The organism is Desulfuromonas svalbardensis (assembly GCF_055389415.1).
Genome location: NZ_AP042416.1, coordinates 2,612,932 through 2,630,177, shown reverse-complemented (window position 1 = coordinate 2,630,177; position 17,246 = coordinate 2,612,932). Strand labels below are relative to the sequence as shown.

Here is a 17,246-nt window from a genome sequence, read left to right as displayed (position 1 = left end):
ACGTATTTAACATCAAAAGGGGAGATCTATCATGGTTACTGTGGAGAAAATTCTATCGAAAGAGGCAAAAATAGCTGTTGTCGGTCTAGGTTATGTTGGGCTACCGCTTGCTGTAGCTTTTAGTAAATATTGTTACACCATTGGGTTCGACATCGACAAACGTAAGGTAGAGCAACTCGAAAATAACCACGATACGACGGGGGAAGTGAGTAATGAACAGCTGTCTGAAAGCTGTATTCACTATATAACCGATGCCAGTCGGTTGTCAGAGGCAACTTTTTTCATTGTTACCGTTCCCACACCCATTGATATTAATAATAACCCTGATCTTACACCAGTACGCTCTTCGTCAATTACTATCGGCAAACATCTGCGCGCAGGCAGTATTGTTGTTTACGAATCAACGGTTTACCCTGGTGTTACTGAAGAAGTTTGCGTCCCCTTGTTGGAAGAATATTCGGGCCTTAAGTGTGGAAGTGATTTCACCGTTGGTTATTCGCCCGAACGGATTAACCCCGGCGATAAAGTTCATACCGTTGACAAGATCACCAAGGTTGTTTCTGGGCAAGATGATATAACACTGGAAACGGTTGCTAAGGTTTACGAATTGGTTGTTCATGCCGGTGTTTATCGAGCGAGTTCGATTCAGGTTGCCGAAGCCGCTAAAGTGATCGAGAATACTCAGCGTGACCTCAATATCGCCTTGATGAATGAGCTATCCATTATCTTTGATAAACTCAACATTTCGACCACAGATGTTCTGGCTGCAGCAGGAACTAAATGGAACTTTCTTCCCTTTACTCCCGGATTGGTTGGTGGCCACTGCATCGGGGTAGATCCTTATTATCTGACCCATAAAGCTGAGCAAATTGGCTATCATCCGCAGGTTATTCTGGCTGGTCGTCGGATTAATGATGGTATGGGCAAGTATGTGGCAGAGAACACCGTGAAGAAGATGATTCAAGTTGGAAAAATGGTAAAAGGAGCCAGAGTTTTGGTCTTAGGGTTAACATTTAAAGAGAATGTCCCAGATATTCGCAATACCAAGGTGATTGATGTTATTAACGAACTAAAAGATTACGATGTTGAGGTCATTGTTCATGACCCTGTTGCTGATCCTGCTGAGGCACAACATGAGTATGGTATTCAGCTTACAGAATTGACCGATGTTGGTTTGGTCGATGCGATTGTTTTGGCCGTGGCGCATAATGATTATAAGAAAATGACATTGCAGGAACTCAAGTCCTTTTGTGACCAAAGAAAAGGCAACAGTGTGTTGATTGACGTTAAGGGCGCTGTTGAACCACAAAAAGCAAAAGAACTTGGTTTTGTTTATTGGTCACTATAGTCATTTTGTAATGCTAGCAGTCTGTCGGGCTTGACGGGCCGTAGCGAGAAACAGCTGGCTTGAGACCAGATTTTCGACCATTTGAGAGCGAATAGTGAGCCTATTTGTCGAAAATGGACGGTAATATGGGCCAAGTCCAGCTGATTCGTAGCAGGTTCTTGTCAAGTCCGACAGCCTGCTAGTTATTTTTGTGAGTGAACATGATGATAGAAAACTATATTCAACGTAAAAAAGAACTTCAATCGAGTCCAAAAATATGGCTGGTAACAGGTTGTGCTGGTTTTATTGGCTCTAACCTTATCGAGCAGTTGTTGCTTCTTGATCAAAGGGTTGTTGGTTTAGATAATTTTTCAACTGGCTATCAACACAACCTTGATGAGGTTGAGCGTTTAGTTTCTGTGGCGCAGTGGCAACGATTCTCTTTCGTTGAAGGTGATATTTGCGATCTCTCACGTTGTAAGCAAGTCTGTGAAGGGGTCGATTATGTATTACATCAAGCTGCGCTTGGCTCTGTGCCACGATCTATCAGTGATCCAATCATTACAAATCAAAACAACATTAGTGGTTTTCTTAATATGTTAGTTGCCGCTCGTGATGCAAACGTTGAAAGTTTTACTTACGCATCTTCAAGTGCTATTTATGGTGACCACCCCGGATTACCCAAGGTTGAAGATGACATTGGTACACCACTTTCACCTTACGCGATCACTAAATACGTTGATGAACTCTATGCGAGGGTTTTTGCTGATAACTATGGGTTCAAATCGATTGGTTTGCGTTACTTTAATGTGTTCGGTAAACGACAGGATCCTCAAGGAGCCTATGCTGCAGTGATTCCGAAGTGGATCGATGCGATGATCACAAAATCTCCTATTTTTATTAATGGTGATGGTGATACGAGTCGTGATTTTTGTTTTGTTGATAATGCAGTTCAGGCCAATCTGTTGGCTGCTTTAGCTGATGGTGAAGCAAAAAATCAGGCATATAATGTTGCTTTTGGCGGTCGAACGTCTCTCAATGATCTTTATGATATCTTAAAATCATCATTGGCACGCCACGGTACGAATTACACTCAACAGCCGGTCTATCGAGAGTTTCGCTCAGGCGATGTGAGACATTCTCAGGCGGATATCAGTAAGGCAAAGCGTCTTTTTGGTTATGATCCGAAACATTCTGTTACTGAGGGGATCGTGAAGACAATGAGATGGTATTACAAAGAAAAGGGGTAAGACGCTCATAGCGATTGTTATTATAATTTGTCCCGTCCTAAAATAGATTGACGGGTTTTACTAAGCCACCTCCACCTTGGAGGTGGCTTTTTTATGTACTTCTTCTTGAGTTTTCATATTAAGGCTCAAGTGTGGCCTTATACGATTATAAGTCTCGACTGATTCTTTGACCAAACATTTCAATTCATTCGGTAATCCCCCTGTAAAGAAAATCGACAAATGAGTCGGAATGGTAAACAGATCAATAGACATATTAAATACCAAGCTTAGATTGTCATTTAGAGCATGGCGTGCCAGTGGTGTGGAAATGATAGCAAGGATAACTGTGCCAGACATTGGTAGTTGCCTGATATTTAACAGTTATATGTTGATTGTCAGCAGTAGAGGGTATAAAGGAAGTAGCATTATTTTCCACATACAGCCTGTTTGTCCGCTACTGCCAAATGGTGGAATGTTTTTTGCAGAGTTAGTGTATTAAGGTTCCCAGATGGAGCCCCATCAATGTTAGCTGGCTGAATGATATAGGGGAGGTACTGTTATGAAAAAAATTCTACTCATGACCTTGTTGTTTTTCTTTTTAACTGGCAACCTGTTTGCACTGCAGTTGCCGCCTGCATTTCCTGATCCTGGCTTGTTCCCGGGTACCGCTATACCCACCGCTATACAATATGGCGATTTTTATTCCTACTCCCTGCCGTTACTTGATTATATGGATAACGGAGTTCCATACAGTGCCTCTGATGACTGGTATGTCGGATCTCCGAATCCTCAGAGTGATGCAATTATCATTTACACTAACGCAAATGATATTAACGAAATTAACCCTGCAGGGATGGATCAGGCTTATGATGCTCCGACTGAATCATTGGACAATTCATCGTATTATATGACACAGGCAGATGACCCTTCTTATCCGAATGGCAACCAGGCCTATACTTTTTCTGAAGAGTTTCTCGGCGACAGCGAAGAGTATTGGGATTCTACCCTGTCATCATTAACAACTTTTCTTGATGGCTCGGATCTGACTTTCTTTTTCAATAATAACCAGAAAGGCAGCACCGATATCGACGGGAATCCTCTGCAGAACCTCTTTGGTTGGGGTCAGGTGCAGATAAGTGATAGTAACAATCAGGCCCCAACAATCTATTTTGATTTTACCGACGTAAATACAGGTAACGATGTGACCCAGTATGCCAATACCTCTGGCGCTGGACCTGAGAATCCTTATGTGTCATACGGTGATCCAGGCAGCTTTGTTCTTTCCGGTGGAGACCTGTGTGTCAGTGCCGATGGCACCACAATTCACCCTGGCCCGTGCACCGTAGGTGAGACAGTCCTAGACCACAATCTGGGATTTAACACCGCAGCTTATGCCCTCAATTCACCCGAACTAGATGCGTTTCTGGCTAATTGGACCATCGGTTCGCTATACGATACATTCAGTGTGGATATGAGTCTGGAATTTTTAAACGATGGTCCGGAACAGTTGTTTATTTTGAGAACAACCGCTGAGGATCACCAGGTTGTGCCCGAACCGTCCACATTTATCCTTCTTGGTAGTGGTCTTATTGGTCTTGTTTGGTTTGGTCGAAAGCGTAAATAAAACTAGCGGATTTAATACTAAATTTTGAGGCGGGGTCATATGACCCCGCCTTTTTTGTTGAAACCCGTTCCTTTTTTAATTTTAGTTGTTTTAATATTTAATTACCAAAATTGCCATTGTCCAGTTTCTAGTACGTAAATGCCCAAAGCTAGATTCGCTACCGCATGGCTAAGGATACATTGGGCAATACTTCGAGTGCGGTAGAGGAGCAAATTGAAGAGTGCCCCTGCCATCATGCCGGCAATAATTAGATGGTGTTCGAGACCGAAGAGTACGGTTGTTGCGATGAAGGAAAACCAGGTGAAACGTCCGATGGCAACCTTTGTGAACTCCTGATCGATGATATAGCGAAGTAAAAAGGATCGCCAGAATAGTTCCTCCATGATGGGTACGATCACTACCGCACCAGCAAGGCGTACAATAATCATCGCCAAGCGGATTTGATTGTCTTCCATAATCCTAGGATCGAAGCCATTGGGATTTCCTTGAGTTGTGAAGATCCCATCCAGATTAATCCATAAAACAAAAATTATCAGACCCGATAAAAGACTTAACAGAGTGTGTCGCCACTTTTTGAGATCTGAAAGTTTAATCTCATTGTAGTGGCTAGCCAGCACGGTCAGTGTTAACCCGACAACAATCACCTTGATTGGATAGAGGTAAAGTAAATGACCCTCATTGATAGTGATTAGGTTTTTTTCCAATAGAAAGCGTGCTGCTCCTTCAACGGCAATGAATCCCATGAACAGGGCAAATGGTAAAATGCGTATCCAACTGGTGGAGCGATAATTTCTCTTTTCCATGATGTTAGTTACGCCTCCATTGCTTTGATCGAACAATTAGTTATGTGTATGCGATGCGTTGTTACTATTTATGCGTACGTCTTTGACGTTGGTGAAATCTTATTATATTAAATCATGTTTAATTGTCAACGTGAGTGCAAGTGAAAAGCTGAGTAACGAAGATTGATAACAGAACTGTCGAAATATTTTACAGTCAATCGTCTGGTGATAAGCCGAGGACTTAAGTAGCTGAATATAGAACATTTGTTGATGGTATGAAAATTGCTTTATTATAATTAAGTGTTGATTTTTTAGCCATTAATAAGTCGTAAGTTTGGTTGATGATTGAGCGATATTAAGAATATGCTACGCTTTATCTTAACTATTGAATCTGTAGATTTCTTTTGTAAGGAGAACCTATGGACACCATTGAATTTAAAAAAATTAAACAAAATGATGCCTCGTATGTGGACGTTTTAGCATTAAGGTATAAAGTTTATTGTGATGAGCGTGGTTTTGAGCGACCCAGTGATCACTTGAATGGCCTTGAGACGGATCAATATGATGCGCATTCTATCCATTTTGCTGCAATTGTAAAACATACTCAGCAGGTGGTAGGTACCGTTCGGTTGATTCTATATTCGGGGAAAGGCTTCCCTGTCGAGAATTTTTTTGTGTTGACGAACAACCATACCAATTTGAAACGGGAAAAGATGGGTGAGCTTTCACGTCTGGCTCTTTCCCGCATTTATCACGATCAATTTCAGGATAATTCGCATGTTCGATTAAAACTTAACCGGAGTAAAGTGCTCAACGGACTTTTTCATTGTGTTGCTAAAGAGTGTGTTGAACTGGGTATTTCGCATCTATATGCCGCGATGGCAAAGGGGTTATTTGTTTTGTTGGCTCGTCAGAAGGTGACCTTCTTACCAATTGGTCCCGAAAAAGATCATCACGGTTTACGTGCCCCATTTCTTGGTACGGTTAAAGATATTATTAACCAAAATCCCGCTTTTCTTCGGGGCTGTGATGAACAGGTAAAAAATTACGCCCTTGCAACAAGGGTTCGCACGATGGCAGAGGTGTTTAGGTTACGATATACGCGTCAAATAAAGAAAGTAGGTAGCGAGTATGGTCGCATCTGATCTGTTGATTAATAATGAATTTTCCAGAAACATTGGTTTGCTCAGTATCGATCAACAGCGTCAACTGTTGAATTCTCGCGTTGCTGTTGTCGGTGCTGGTGGCGTTGGTGGTTTACATATTCTGACGTTGGCTCGTTTAGGTGTTGGCGCATTTCATATTGCTGATCCTGATACCTTCGAAGCGGCTAATATTAGTCGTCAGTTTGGTGCCTCACAAAAAACTCTGGGCCGTAATAAGGCCGTCGTTCTGGCCGAAATGGTTCAGGATATTAATCCTCACGCTGAGGTTGTCATTTTTTCCGAAGGGATCAGCGCGGATAATGCCGATAAATTTCTTGCTAACTGTCAGGTGCTCGTCGATGGTATTGATTTTTTTGCTTTAGAGGTTCGTCGTCTCCTTTTTTGTCGAGCCCGCGAGAAAGGGATCTATGCAATCACCTGTGCGCCACTCGGCTTTGGTAGTACCCTCCAGGTTTTTGCTCCAAATGGAATGAGTTTCGACGAATATTTTGCCACCAGTGATAAGCTTACTTTTACACAAAATCTAGCAGCATTTGCCGCAGGATTAGCTCCTAGCCCATACCACATCACTTACATGGATCTCGATAAAGTTGATATCAAAAATCAAAAGGGTCCTGCTGTTGCCCCTGCCTGTACGTTGGCTGCATCGTTATTATCAACTGAAGTCGTGAAGATCATCACCGGTTCTCAAAAAGTTCGTGCTGTACCCCATTATATTCAGATCGATATGTATCGGCGTAAACTTAAAAAAAGCTATTTGTTATGGGGAGGTAAAAATCCGCTGCAACGGTTCAAAACATGGATGATTTATCGCCAATTTTGTAAACGATTGGAGGATCATCAGTGATGAAAAAACGCCATATTGCTATTTTTATTCATCTGTTGTTCAGTTTCATGTTCGCAACACAAGGCAGTGCTGCACCGCTACTTCCTGATGAGGTTGCTTGGCATGTTTATCATCGCGACGTCGGTCGTGATATGCACATGGTTGGCTCTATGGAGCTGATTAGTGCTAGAGGACAGAAACGGTTGCGTGAGTATATGAGCTTACGGCTAGATCATCAGGACGGTCGTAAGGTGATGATCCGCTTTACTGCCCCAGCTGATATCGCTGGAACGAGTTTTTTGGTGATAGAGACAGATGGATCACAGAACACAGAACAACATCTTTATTTTCCAGCACTAAAAAGAACACGGCGAATTGTGACCAGCCAACAGGGGCGAAGCTTTGTCAATTCTGATTTTACCTATGAAGATATGCAGCGACAGCCATTGGAAAACTGGACCTATCAACTCGATGCTCCGAGTGAATATTTAGGGCGATGTTGCTATGTGTTGATTAGCGAGCCACGTCCTTCTACCGATACGCAATACTCACGTATCATTTCATTGATTGATGTAGAGACTTTTACGCCATTAAAGATCGATTTTTATGACGATAAAAATCGTTACAGCAAGAGGTATCAGGTTGGAAAACTCGCACTAATTGATGGAATCATTACTGAGATGGAGGTGACTATGGAAGATCTGTTGTCAGCGCATACGACCAATTTAGTAACGAAGCAAGTTCGTTACAACAGTAATTTGCCCGATACGTTGTTTACGATTCGAAATCTAGAGCAATAACATCATGAAAAATCGCCATTTTGACAGAAAATTGTTGTCACCATTAGGTCTTTTGTTTTTAAGCCTGTGGTTATTGATTTTGCCTGCCTCACTGGGATTTTGTGCGGAGTTTCTCACAGTAGATACCATTTATACTCCAGACCAAACTATCCCTGATAATGACGAACATATTTCAGCGTTAAGCGTTGGCGGTCAAGAATCCTCTCCGTTTTTTTGTGATCAACCGTCAGAGACGATACAACTGCTAGGATTTTCAGATTTGGCGATGGCTCCAGTAAGAGCATTGGCCGTCGGCGGCCAAATTGTTGGTTTTGCTGCCTATGATCTTAAAAATGAATCCTACGAAGATCAAAGGTTGAGTCGTTTACGCAGTCGATTACACGTTCAGCACGATAGCCGTTTACAGCAGGGACTAAAATTACAAGGAAGGGTTGCGCTTGAGTGGGATCTCTTGGATAGCGACAATAGCTACGTCGGCAGCGACAATGATCTTAATCTGTATGAAGCCTACCTCAAGCTCCGTGGGGATAGTTGGGATTTTTCTCTTGGTCGCCAGCGTGTAAGGTGGGGGAAAAGTGATCAACTCTCTCCTCTCGATAGCATCAATCCGGATGATATGCGTCAGTTTATAACGATTGACCTAGAAGAACGGAAAATCCCCTCATGGTTAGCTCGGTTGCGATTCCATGGGTCAAAGTTCAGTATCGAATCGATCTTTATGCCGTGGTTTGAAAAATCTGAATTGGATTATTTTGATTCAGATTGGGCTTTGTATCGAAATTTACGACAAACGATTGCCCAGAATCCACACTTGCCGCAGTCGATCAAAGACTATGCACTCGGCCTTGGTGTCAATGAACATGAACCGTCAGATTCACTTGGCAACGGCTCAGTTGCGGTGCGGTTATCGTGGCAAGCCTCTCGGAGCGATTTTGCCTTGAGTTATCGCTATGGCTGGGAATCTCTACCAACAATTCGTAGTTTCCCAGTAAAAAATATCATTTTTTCAGGTGATCCACAGAGTCGTCCAACTGATTTCCTGAGCAGTGCTGATCTTAGCGATGAAGCGGTCGATGCTCACTATAAGCGGCAACAAATTGTTGGTTTTGAATGGGAAACTGTTTTTGATTTAATCGGTTTTCGTGGTGAAGTTGCTTATTTCGACCATGTCTCCTTACTTAGTTCTGATTTAACCTCAATCAGTAAAGAGGTGGTGCATGCCGTAGTTGGGATCGATTACACCAGTGTCGATGAATGGTATTTCAATCTGCAAACCTCCTGGTACCGTATCCTTTCTTATGAAGGTCGTATCCTCTATTTTGATCAAGATAACGTGTCACTGCTTGGTGAAGTGAGTAAAACGCTTTGGCGTGGCAATCTCGAATTGTCAACACGGTACAATTATACCCTCTCCGATGGTGGTTATTACCTCCAACCCGCAGCAACATTGAAATATTTCGCCAATATTGAATGTGAAGTTGGGGTGATGGTCTTCGGTGGTGATGGTGAGACAATGCTGGGTTCGCATGATCAGGCTGACCAGTTTTATGCAAAGGTTAAGTTGACCTTTTAATGGAAAACTTAAGCCATTTGTTTCGTGATATACGGTGTAAAGATCTTGTCTGTTGTCGAAAATACAGGTGGGTTTTATGATCAAGAGACTTGTTGGTAAAAATTGTGATCTTATCTTTCGTCGGCCATTTTGGTATCTATCAGCGCTCTTTTTTCTGACGCTTTTCTTTGGCTATTTCTACGTTACCCTACCGATAGAAACTTCTGTTGAATCATTGATCATCGATAATGATCCTGACCTTGTTTTTTACGAAAAGTATAAAGAGCAATTCGGTGAAGATGAAGTTTTGGTTATTGGTTTTTCCGCCGAAGATGTTTTTGATCCACAAGTTGTTCGTTTTATCATAGAACAAACGGCTCGATTAGAAGAGCTTGATGGCGTCGTCGATGTCTTAAGCTTAACGAACGTAGAAGATTTTGTTGGCTCAGAATATGACTTCATCGTCCAGCCCCTTGTCGCAGAGCCTCCCCGTAACGAGCAACAAAAAGATGCACTATTACAGCGTGCTCTGGCGAGTAGTTTAGTTCGAGATAACTTGTTCAATCGTTCGTCAACAGCGGCGTTATTTCTTGTGCGCCCTGATAGTCGACCCGAAAACCCTGCCTTTGATCAACAATTTGTCCAAAGTATTGAAGAAATTTTTCGTACTCTTGATCCCCCTTGGGGTAATTTTGAATATCATATTGCAGGATGGCTGGCGACGGATGTAAATTTAAGTCGCTTTATGACTCGTGATTTAATGGTCTTTATGCCATTAACCTTCACCTTACTGATTGTTTTTGTCAGTGTTGCGTTACGTAATCGGTGGTCGATCCTTTTGGCAATGATTAACATCAGCGTCTGTCTGATTTGGACTCTGGCTTTTCTAAACCTGATCGGTGGAGCAATTAGCCCGATTACATCGATTCTACCTCCGCTGATCATGGCGCTTGCTGTCTCAGATAGTATCCATATCTTCAATGAATTTCTTAAACGGGATAGAAGTCAATTGCCGTTGATAGATGTCATGAAGGACACGTTAGTTGCTCTTTCAGTGCCGTGTTTTTTGACGAGCTTTACAACCGCTATTGGATTTGCATCTTTAGCTGTAAGTGATGTTCCTCCAATCCGCTTTTTCGGGCTAGCAGCGGCAGGTGGGATGATGGCTGAATTTGTCCTGTCGATGACGCTAGTTCCATTAGGCCTTTATTTTTTGCGTAATAAAATCGGTCTAAAAACACCCTCCGTTAAACACACCTCAATATTACATAATAGACTTGAACGGTTTGCTCGCAGGGTCCCTGAGCACCGTGCATTGATTTTGTTCACGACTTCTATATTGATTTTGATTTCGATTGTTGGTGCTTTGCGGATCAATGTTGAAACGAACTTGCTTGAATATTTTAAAAAAGAGAGTTTTGTTTATCAAGATTCAAGGTTTATTGATCTTCAACTCGGAGGGGTTGAAACCCTTGAAATATCGCTTCAATCTTCAGAGCCAGATCTGATATTAGAACCACAAGCCTTAGAACTTTTACAAAATATTGAAGATTATTTGCAACGGCAACCTATTGTTAGTCAGGTTACGTCGATCGGTAATTTTTTACGGGAGATGAATAAGGCCTTTCACCAAGAGGATAAAGCCTATTTCCGCTTGCCAGACAATCGCGCCATGGCTGCTCAATATCTACTCTTATATGACGGTGATGAAATTGATAACTTTATCGATTCTCAACGAAGTTGGGCGCGAATTTCTGCCAGGATTACCGAGCATAGCTCAAGTGCTGTTGAGCAATATATCAACAGTACGCAGCGTTATCTTGATGAAATCACCTCTGGCACACCTTATCAAGCGAGGGTCACAGGTAAAACATTGATCGCGAATAAGTTGATCAGTTTTATTGTTAATAGCCAAGTTCAGAGCTTATCGCTGGCCTTTTTATTGATATTTATTTTGATGTTTGCGATTTTCCGTTCATTCAAACTTGGCGTGCTGGCTATGGTTCCCAATATTCTACCGATCCTTTTTAACTTTGCAATTATGGGGTTTTGTGGAATCCCTTTAAATAGTGCCACGGCGATCATTGCCGCTGTTGCGATTGGTATTGCCGTCGACGATACCATTCACTTTATTTGTGAATATCAGGATCAGCGCAATAATAATCACTCCGTTAATCAAGCCGTACAGCAGGCTATCATTATTAAGGGCTCGCCGATCATTACAACTTCTCTGATCATGACGGGTGGCTTTGGCATCTTACTTTTTGCCAGTTTTGTCCCAACCATTCAATTTGGCTTTTTGAGTGCGTTGATTATGCTTTTTGCTGTAGTCAGTGATCTATTCGTATTGCCAGGATTACTACTGAAGTTTGATCACAAAGTGGAATAAAGAACTTTTATTTATGAGGTGTTTCAATGGACTTACGACTGCAAACCATTTTGCAACACGCTATTATGGCGCCATCCGGTGATAATTGTCAGCCATGGAAGTTTTTAGTTAAAGATATGGTGATCGATTTGTATAATGTTCCAGACCGCGACACCTCCCTATACAATCTTAAACAGCGAGCTTCATTGATCTCTCATGGCGCGTTACTCGAAAATATTCACATCGCGGCACCGCACGTAGGGCTACGCAGTAACGTTGACCTTTTTCCTGATCCTGAGAAACCAGATCATGTTGCTCGTATTGATTTTACAGAGGTTGAGACAAGAGAGGAGCCATCACCGTACTTCCAAGTGATTTCAGAACGACACACCAACCGAGAAAAATATTTACCAGTCAACATCTCCGACAACCAAATCAAGGTGTGGCAAGAGCTTGCTCAACGTGATGGAGAAAAAATCTGGCTGTGTTGTCAAAAAAAACAGATTGCTGATCTTGCCAGTCTGCTCTCTTTGAATGATCGTCTGGTCTTTGAAGTACCCGAACTGCATCGTTTCCTATTTGAGCAAATTCGCTGGAGTGATAACGATGCGATTAAAACGGGTGACGGTCTTGATATTAAGACTTTGGGACTCAATGCAATGGATAAGGTAGCTTTTCACTTTTTAAAGCATCATGGCTTGGTTGCCGCACTGAATAAAGTTGGTTTCTCAAGAATTATACAGATGAAGGCAGGGCAATTACTCAAGACAGCATCAGCCATCGTCATTCTAGCCATACCAAGTTCAACACCACAGGACTATGTGCAGGGGGGCCAATTGTGGCAACGTTTACTCTTGCAGTTTGCCAGTGAGGGTTTAACCGCACAGCCTATTGCAGGTCTGGCGTGCCTAATGCAAGCCGCAGATGAGGGTTTATTAGCTGGCAAGGTATCTAAAGTGCAACGTGATCTGTTAAACCAGACAAGGGGTGAACTTTTAAAGATCGCCGGTTGTGATCAATCGGTACCACTTCTTGCTATGTTTCGAATTGGTAAGGGGGCTCAGGTTACCCGCGCATTGAGAATGCCATTGGAAACATTTCTTTTAAATTAACCATAGGTTAATTTCTCCCTCTTTTTGCACTGTATTTTCGTGACTCACAGACAAAGGGCGAGCCCTCTGGCTCGCCCTTTGTTTCATTCATTTTTTCACCCACTATGCTTGATTTTTTTTACGCCGAGCCATGAAACCAAGACCGAGTAAACCACCACCAAGAAGGAGGAAGGTTGAAGGCTCAGGAACAACCGCTACACGGAATTGACCATTGTTAGAGATAATTAGATCCTGAATATTACCAACCACATCTTCGGTAACAAGAGACGCGTTTGTTGTCGCAAAACCGAGGACGAATTGAATTGGACTGATGGTCGACAAATCGGTTCCTACATTATCAAACCACACGGCAGTAGTGAGTGCTGTCGATTCAAAAATAGTCGTAATAATACCGTTAGGCACCGCTTGACCATCCAATGATGCATAACCATCAAGTAGATTAAAAGTACCAAGTGTTTCTGCCGTTGCTGCAGTAGGAGTGAAGAACATCTCTAGTGTGCCAGTATCAAAAATAAGGTCTCCGCCCGCGGTCCCACTACCAGTACCGACGAATTCTGCACTCAATACGCCATCAAAAGGCCATGTCGTAGTTACAAAAGCAGGTGATAAATAGGTAGGACTTATAAAACTTGCTGTCTCTGTAAAAGTAAAATTAGTCGCATCGGAATAAGTGTTAGTAACAAAGGTTGTTCCAACAGTGTCAAACAGTTCTCCAATGACGGGTGCGGTTACACCCCCAGCGCCATCAGCGTCTAATTGCCAGTCTTGAAGAAATGACAATGCGTTCGCGTTTCCTACACCTAGGGTGCAGACGGCTAAGATGGATAGGGCAGTAATAAGATTTTTCATTTTGTTCTCCTTTTCGGCTGGGTCGAATCTGATGTCGACCGTTGATGTGCAAAACTTCCTAGTGTTTTACTAGTAAGCATCTGCAAATCTCTTGCCAACTTGTAAGTGACTGTATTTATGCATCTTTTTTTCTGTTTCATGAGGGTTTAGCTTTAGTGTTAGATATCTCGACGCCCACTGTTGATGGCAAAGACAGAGGGATTGTTGTGAATATTACTGAGAAATGTGACAGCTTATTCAGTGTATAATTCGCCATTAATACAATGAATTATTCAATTTTGATGGATTCACTTAACTTTGTTGTTTTCAGGTTTACCCAATGTTTGACAAGGTGGGTATGTTGTTTAGTCGGAAGAGTGTTCCTTCGCAGGTAGATATTTGATCACGCTATTGTTATCTAAAGGCTACATTTAGACACCTGATGCGATGTCGGGCGTTAAAGTGGTAATCCTGATTTTTATGCTAACAGTGACTGGACACAGCTCAACCGAAAGTAAAAGATTATTCAATCTAAGCAATAACATTTTTTCGGTGTAAGAGTTATCGACATTAGCCGTTGAATGTATTGAAAGCACGCGAATAAAATTTAAAAAACTCGAAATAACAAGGTATTATAATTGTTGGTCTGGTTTGTGCTTAATACAAATCAAAGGCATTATTTTTATACTTAATACCGTCATAGGGGGTGTGAGATGATTATACGCATTCAAAGAGTGGATGGTTTGTATGATATGGTTAAACCACAGGCCTTGGATAGAATGTTGAAGGAGGGAAGTCTTAAACGTTTTATGCGTTCTGTTGGTTGGGTAACCGTTGCGAATGATGCCATTCGCACACATACACGTGACAACTATCATTACGCAGGGCCAGAACGCAGGCTGCCACGAGCTTCTTAACGTATGTTTTTCGAAAAACATCGGTAACAATTTTATTGATAACGATTGTTTGTTCGGGGTTAGAACAATGTGTAGATATACGTAAAATTCTGCTCTGGTCAGTTTTAATCTATGATTCCACTCTTAGAATTGCCCCTTCTATCAGACTAACGGACTTCACATCGATCTACTGCGAAATAGCCTGACTTGGCGCATATTTCCGATAATTTTCGACAAATATGCCAGCTATTCTCTCTCAAATTCTCGAAAATCTGGTCTCACACAGTCTATCTCTCACTACGGCCCATCTCATCAACAGCCTGCTAGCCAGTTACAAAATCATTCCATAAGTTTGGCCAATGTAATAATATTTGTTTTTTGTGGTAAAATAAAAAAGCTTTAAGTGTTGTTTTTTATTTTAAATTTGCTCTCTCGCCCTTTTTGAATTCATCTGTTTCAGGAGTTTGTATGATCATTCCAGTCATTCTTTCGGGTGGAGCCGGAACTCGACTTTGGCCGTTATCACGCGAAGAATATCCTAAGCAATTATTGCCCTTAAATAGTGAGTTGACCATGCTGCAGGAGACAGCAGAACGGTTGAAGGGGGTGAGTCATGTTGCCCGCCCAATGGTGGTCTGTAATGAATCACATCGTTTTATGGTCGCCGAACAGATGCGAATGATCGGTTTTGATGGTATTGAGATCATTTTGGAGCCTTGTGGTCGCAATACCGCCCCAGCTGTTGCCATTGCCGCAATGCAAGCGATGGCCGAAGATGAGGATCCCGTTTTACTGGTGCTGCCAGCTGACCACCTTATTCAACAAGTTGATGCTTTTCAGCAAGTGGTGGCTCATGGTTATCACATCGCTCAGCAGGGTAAGTTAGTTACTTTTGGTGTCGTTGCGGATAAGCCTGAAACGGGCTACGGCTACATTAAGGCCGGTGATGAGATCCGTTCAAATGATCTCGTCTTTGTCGATGAAACCCCTAGAATATCACACCAAACTTCTTTTAAAATAGAACGTTTTGTCGAAAAACCTGACGTCGAAACGGCACAATCTTATCTTCTTGAGGGTGATTATCTCTGGAATAGTGGCATGTTTATGTTTAAAGCTTCCAGATATTTATCGGAGTTGGCAAAATACAATCCTGAAATATTCACAGCGTGCCGACGTGCTCATGGATCCATTCAGCGAGACCTTGATTTTTTACGCCTTGATGCTGACCTGTTTTCTGTCTGTCCCAGCGATTCTATCGATTATGCTGTCATGGAAAAAACAAAAGATGCTGTTGTGCTACCACTCGATGCGGGTTGGAACGATATTGGGTCGTGGTCAGCATTGTGGGAGGTTGGTGAACAATGTTCCTCTGGCAATGTTACACATGGTGATGTTTTAACAACACAGACTCAAAATTGTTACCTGCATTCTGAGAGTCGTTTAATTGCCGGGGTTGGTATCGAAAATTTAGTCGTTGTTGAGACTGCCGATGCTGTTTTGGTCGCCAATAAAGATCGCGTGCAAGAGGTTAAAGAGATTGTTCATCAGCTTAAACAGCAACAACGTGGTGAAGCTTTGCTGCATCGTCGCGTTAATCGTCCTTGGGGGGCCTATACCTGTGTTGACAGTTCACAGCGTTTTCAAGTTAAGCGTATAACGGTGAATCCCGGTGCGAGCTTATCCCTGCAACTCCATCATCATCGAGCTGAGCACTGGATCGTTGTGAGTGGCACGGCGAGAGTCACGTGCGGAGAAAAAATATCTCTTGTGAGTGAAAATGAGTCAATTTATATCCCCATTGGTATGGCGCATCGTCTTGAAAATCCTGGAATTTTACCGTTGGATTTAATTGAAGTGCAATCGGGTAGTTATCTGGGGGAGGATGATATTGTTCGGCTGGACGATGAGTATGGGAGATAGTCACTAGATTGTCGTGATCTATGATATGATGCACTCAAAATTTGATTATGCTGCACGTTCAGCATGAAGAACTTCTAAATATATGGACAAGTTTCAGGCCTTACATGTAAGGTAATTCTGTTATTCAGAGCTATATCAGTAGGACTGTTTGTGGAAATATATAAAAAAGCATGTAGATTAAGTTATACTGAAGGTCGAAATTAGGTAATCTGAAAATTAGAATTATAAATGAAAATACATTGAGATTTGTAAGGTAGAGAGGGTTTTGTCGGCAGAAATCTGTCTAGCTCTTATTTATCAGATGTTTAAGTATTATAGTGAGTCGTTACTACCGTCTATGTTTTGTGGTGAAATTGGCCTTACCCACCAAACATTCACGGGAGATTGCACATCGCAGTCTCCCGTTTTTTATTGTCAATTTTTGGTTAGTGAATCGTAGGGGAGAGTTATGGCTAGACTTTATTGTCAACAATGTGGAATTCCATTGCCGCGTCGCGCAAAGCAATGCCTTCAATGCGAAACGATGGTTGAACAAAACATTGCGTTATCGGAAAAAGAACCCAAACGATTCATTGAATGGGTCGCGATCTGCTGTGTTGCCAGTAGCTGTATGGTCTTTATTGTTGCTCTTGGCTTAACACGTCTATTTCAGGATGGTGGCATGGCTATCGGTGCCGGGTCATTCGCGTCGATTGTTATGAGCGTTTACTGGGTAGGCAAGCAAGATGCGCTTAAGAGTCGCGACGATTCAACCACGCGCTGATTGTTGGATGGCGTAGTAGGAAAAAACGTCCTACTGGGCCGAGGGTAGCAAGG

Annotated in this window: 14 protein-coding genes and 1 pseudogene; 12 read left to right on the top strand and 3 right to left on the bottom strand. The window is 42.3% G+C overall.

Annotation, left to right across the window (positions count from 1 at the left end; translation table 11 throughout):
• Nucleotides 1-31: 31 nt before the first annotated feature.
• Together ACZ5KY_RS11855 and ACZ5KY_RS11850 are read left to right on the top strand one after the other, a co-directional pair.
• Nucleotides 32-1,348: a nucleotide sugar dehydrogenase gene (locus ACZ5KY_RS11855; protein WP_464244109.1), complete on the top strand. Its 1,317-nt coding sequence runs from the start codon at nt 32-34 to the stop codon at nt 1,346-1,348.
• Between the two features lie 203 nt (nt 1,349-1,551).
• Nucleotides 1,552-2,577: an SDR family oxidoreductase gene (locus ACZ5KY_RS11850; RefSeq protein ID WP_464244662.1), complete on the top strand. Its 1,026-nt coding sequence runs from the start codon at nt 1,552-1,554 to the stop codon at nt 2,575-2,577.
• Between the two features lie 60 nt (nt 2,578-2,637).
• Here ACZ5KY_RS11850 and ACZ5KY_RS11845 read toward each other — a convergent pair.
• A pseudogene (locus ACZ5KY_RS11845) lies at nt 2,638-2,766 on the bottom strand (IS3 family transposase); the annotation flags it as partial.
• A 349-nt stretch (nt 2,767-3,115) separates the two neighbouring features.
• Here ACZ5KY_RS11845 and ACZ5KY_RS11840 point away from each other — a divergent pair.
• Nucleotides 3,116-4,180 (top strand): PEP-CTERM sorting domain-containing protein, encoded by a 1,065-nt coding sequence (locus ACZ5KY_RS11840; RefSeq protein ID WP_464244108.1) that lies wholly within the window; start codon nt 3,116-3,118, stop codon nt 4,178-4,180.
• A gap of 101 nt (nt 4,181-4,281) precedes the next feature.
• Here ACZ5KY_RS11840 and ACZ5KY_RS11835 read toward each other — a convergent pair whose 3' ends face one another.
• A complete protein-coding gene (locus tag ACZ5KY_RS11835; RefSeq protein ID WP_464244107.1) occupies nt 4,282-4,983 on the bottom strand; it encodes a CAAX prenyl protease-related protein in 702 nt (233 codons plus the stop codon).
• A gap of 398 nt (nt 4,984-5,381) precedes the next feature.
• On the opposite strand from ACZ5KY_RS11835, the gene ACZ5KY_RS11830 reads away from it, so the two are divergent.
• The 6 genes from ACZ5KY_RS11830 (at nt 5,382) to ACZ5KY_RS11805 (ending at nt 12,786) form a co-directional block, all read left to right on the top strand.
• Entirely contained in the window at nt 5,382-6,107 is a 726-nt protein-coding gene (locus ACZ5KY_RS11830) for a PEP-CTERM/exosortase system-associated acyltransferase (protein ID WP_464244106.1), read from the top strand.
• On the top strand, nt 6,094-6,975 hold the full coding sequence (locus ACZ5KY_RS11825) for a ThiF family adenylyltransferase (RefSeq protein WP_464244105.1): 882 nt from the start codon (nt 6,094-6,096) through the stop codon (nt 6,973-6,975). The genes ACZ5KY_RS11830 and ACZ5KY_RS11825 overlap by 14 nt, the downstream gene beginning before the upstream one ends.
• The gene (locus ACZ5KY_RS11820) at nt 6,975-7,754 is read left to right on the top strand and encodes an outer membrane lipoprotein-sorting protein (RefSeq protein ID WP_464244104.1); all 780 of its coding nucleotides are present in this window, start codon (nt 6,975-6,977) and stop codon (nt 7,752-7,754) included. Before ACZ5KY_RS11825 ends, ACZ5KY_RS11820 begins: the two co-directional genes overlap by 1 nt.
• 4 nt (nt 7,755-7,758) lie before the next feature.
• Nucleotides 7,759-9,327: a DUF1302 family protein gene (locus tag ACZ5KY_RS11815; protein ID WP_464244103.1), complete on the top strand. Its 1,569-nt coding sequence runs from the start codon at nt 7,759-7,761 to the stop codon at nt 9,325-9,327.
• 76 nt (nt 9,328-9,403) lie between these two features.
• Nucleotides 9,404-11,695, top strand: a complete 2,292-nt coding sequence (locus tag ACZ5KY_RS11810; protein ID WP_464244102.1) for an efflux RND transporter permease subunit — start codon at nt 9,404-9,406, stop codon at nt 11,693-11,695.
• A gap of 26 nt (nt 11,696-11,721) precedes the next feature.
• Nucleotides 11,722-12,786, top strand: coding sequence for a nitroreductase family protein (locus tag ACZ5KY_RS11805; RefSeq protein ID WP_464244101.1), 1,065 nt, complete (start codon nt 11,722-11,724; stop codon nt 12,784-12,786).
• 102 nt (nt 12,787-12,888) lie between these two features.
• Here the strand turns inward: ACZ5KY_RS11805 and ACZ5KY_RS11800 are convergent, their stop codons facing one another.
• Nucleotides 12,889-13,635 carry a PEP-CTERM sorting domain-containing protein gene (locus ACZ5KY_RS11800; protein WP_464244100.1) on the bottom strand — a complete coding sequence of 249 codons (747 nt, stop codon included), beginning with the start codon at nt 13,633-13,635 and terminating at the stop codon, nt 12,889-12,891.
• Between the two features lie 692 nt (nt 13,636-14,327).
• Here ACZ5KY_RS11800 and ACZ5KY_RS11795 point away from each other — a divergent pair.
• The 3 genes from ACZ5KY_RS11795 (at nt 14,328) to ACZ5KY_RS11785 (ending at nt 17,193) form a co-directional block, all read left to right on the top strand.
• Nucleotides 14,328-14,531, top strand: a complete 204-nt coding sequence (locus ACZ5KY_RS11795; RefSeq protein WP_464244099.1) for a GSU3473 family protein — start codon at nt 14,328-14,330, stop codon at nt 14,529-14,531.
• 447 nt (nt 14,532-14,978) lie between these two features.
• Nucleotides 14,979-16,430, top strand: a complete 1,452-nt coding sequence (locus tag ACZ5KY_RS11790) for a mannose-1-phosphate guanylyltransferase/mannose-6-phosphate isomerase (protein ID WP_464244098.1) — start codon at nt 14,979-14,981, stop codon at nt 16,428-16,430.
• 448 nt (nt 16,431-16,878) lie between these two features.
• The gene (locus tag ACZ5KY_RS11785) at nt 16,879-17,193 is read left to right on the top strand and encodes a hypothetical protein (RefSeq protein ID WP_464244097.1); all 315 of its coding nucleotides are present in this window, start codon (nt 16,879-16,881) and stop codon (nt 17,191-17,193) included.
• The last annotated feature ends 53 nt before the right edge of the window (nt 17,194-17,246 follow it).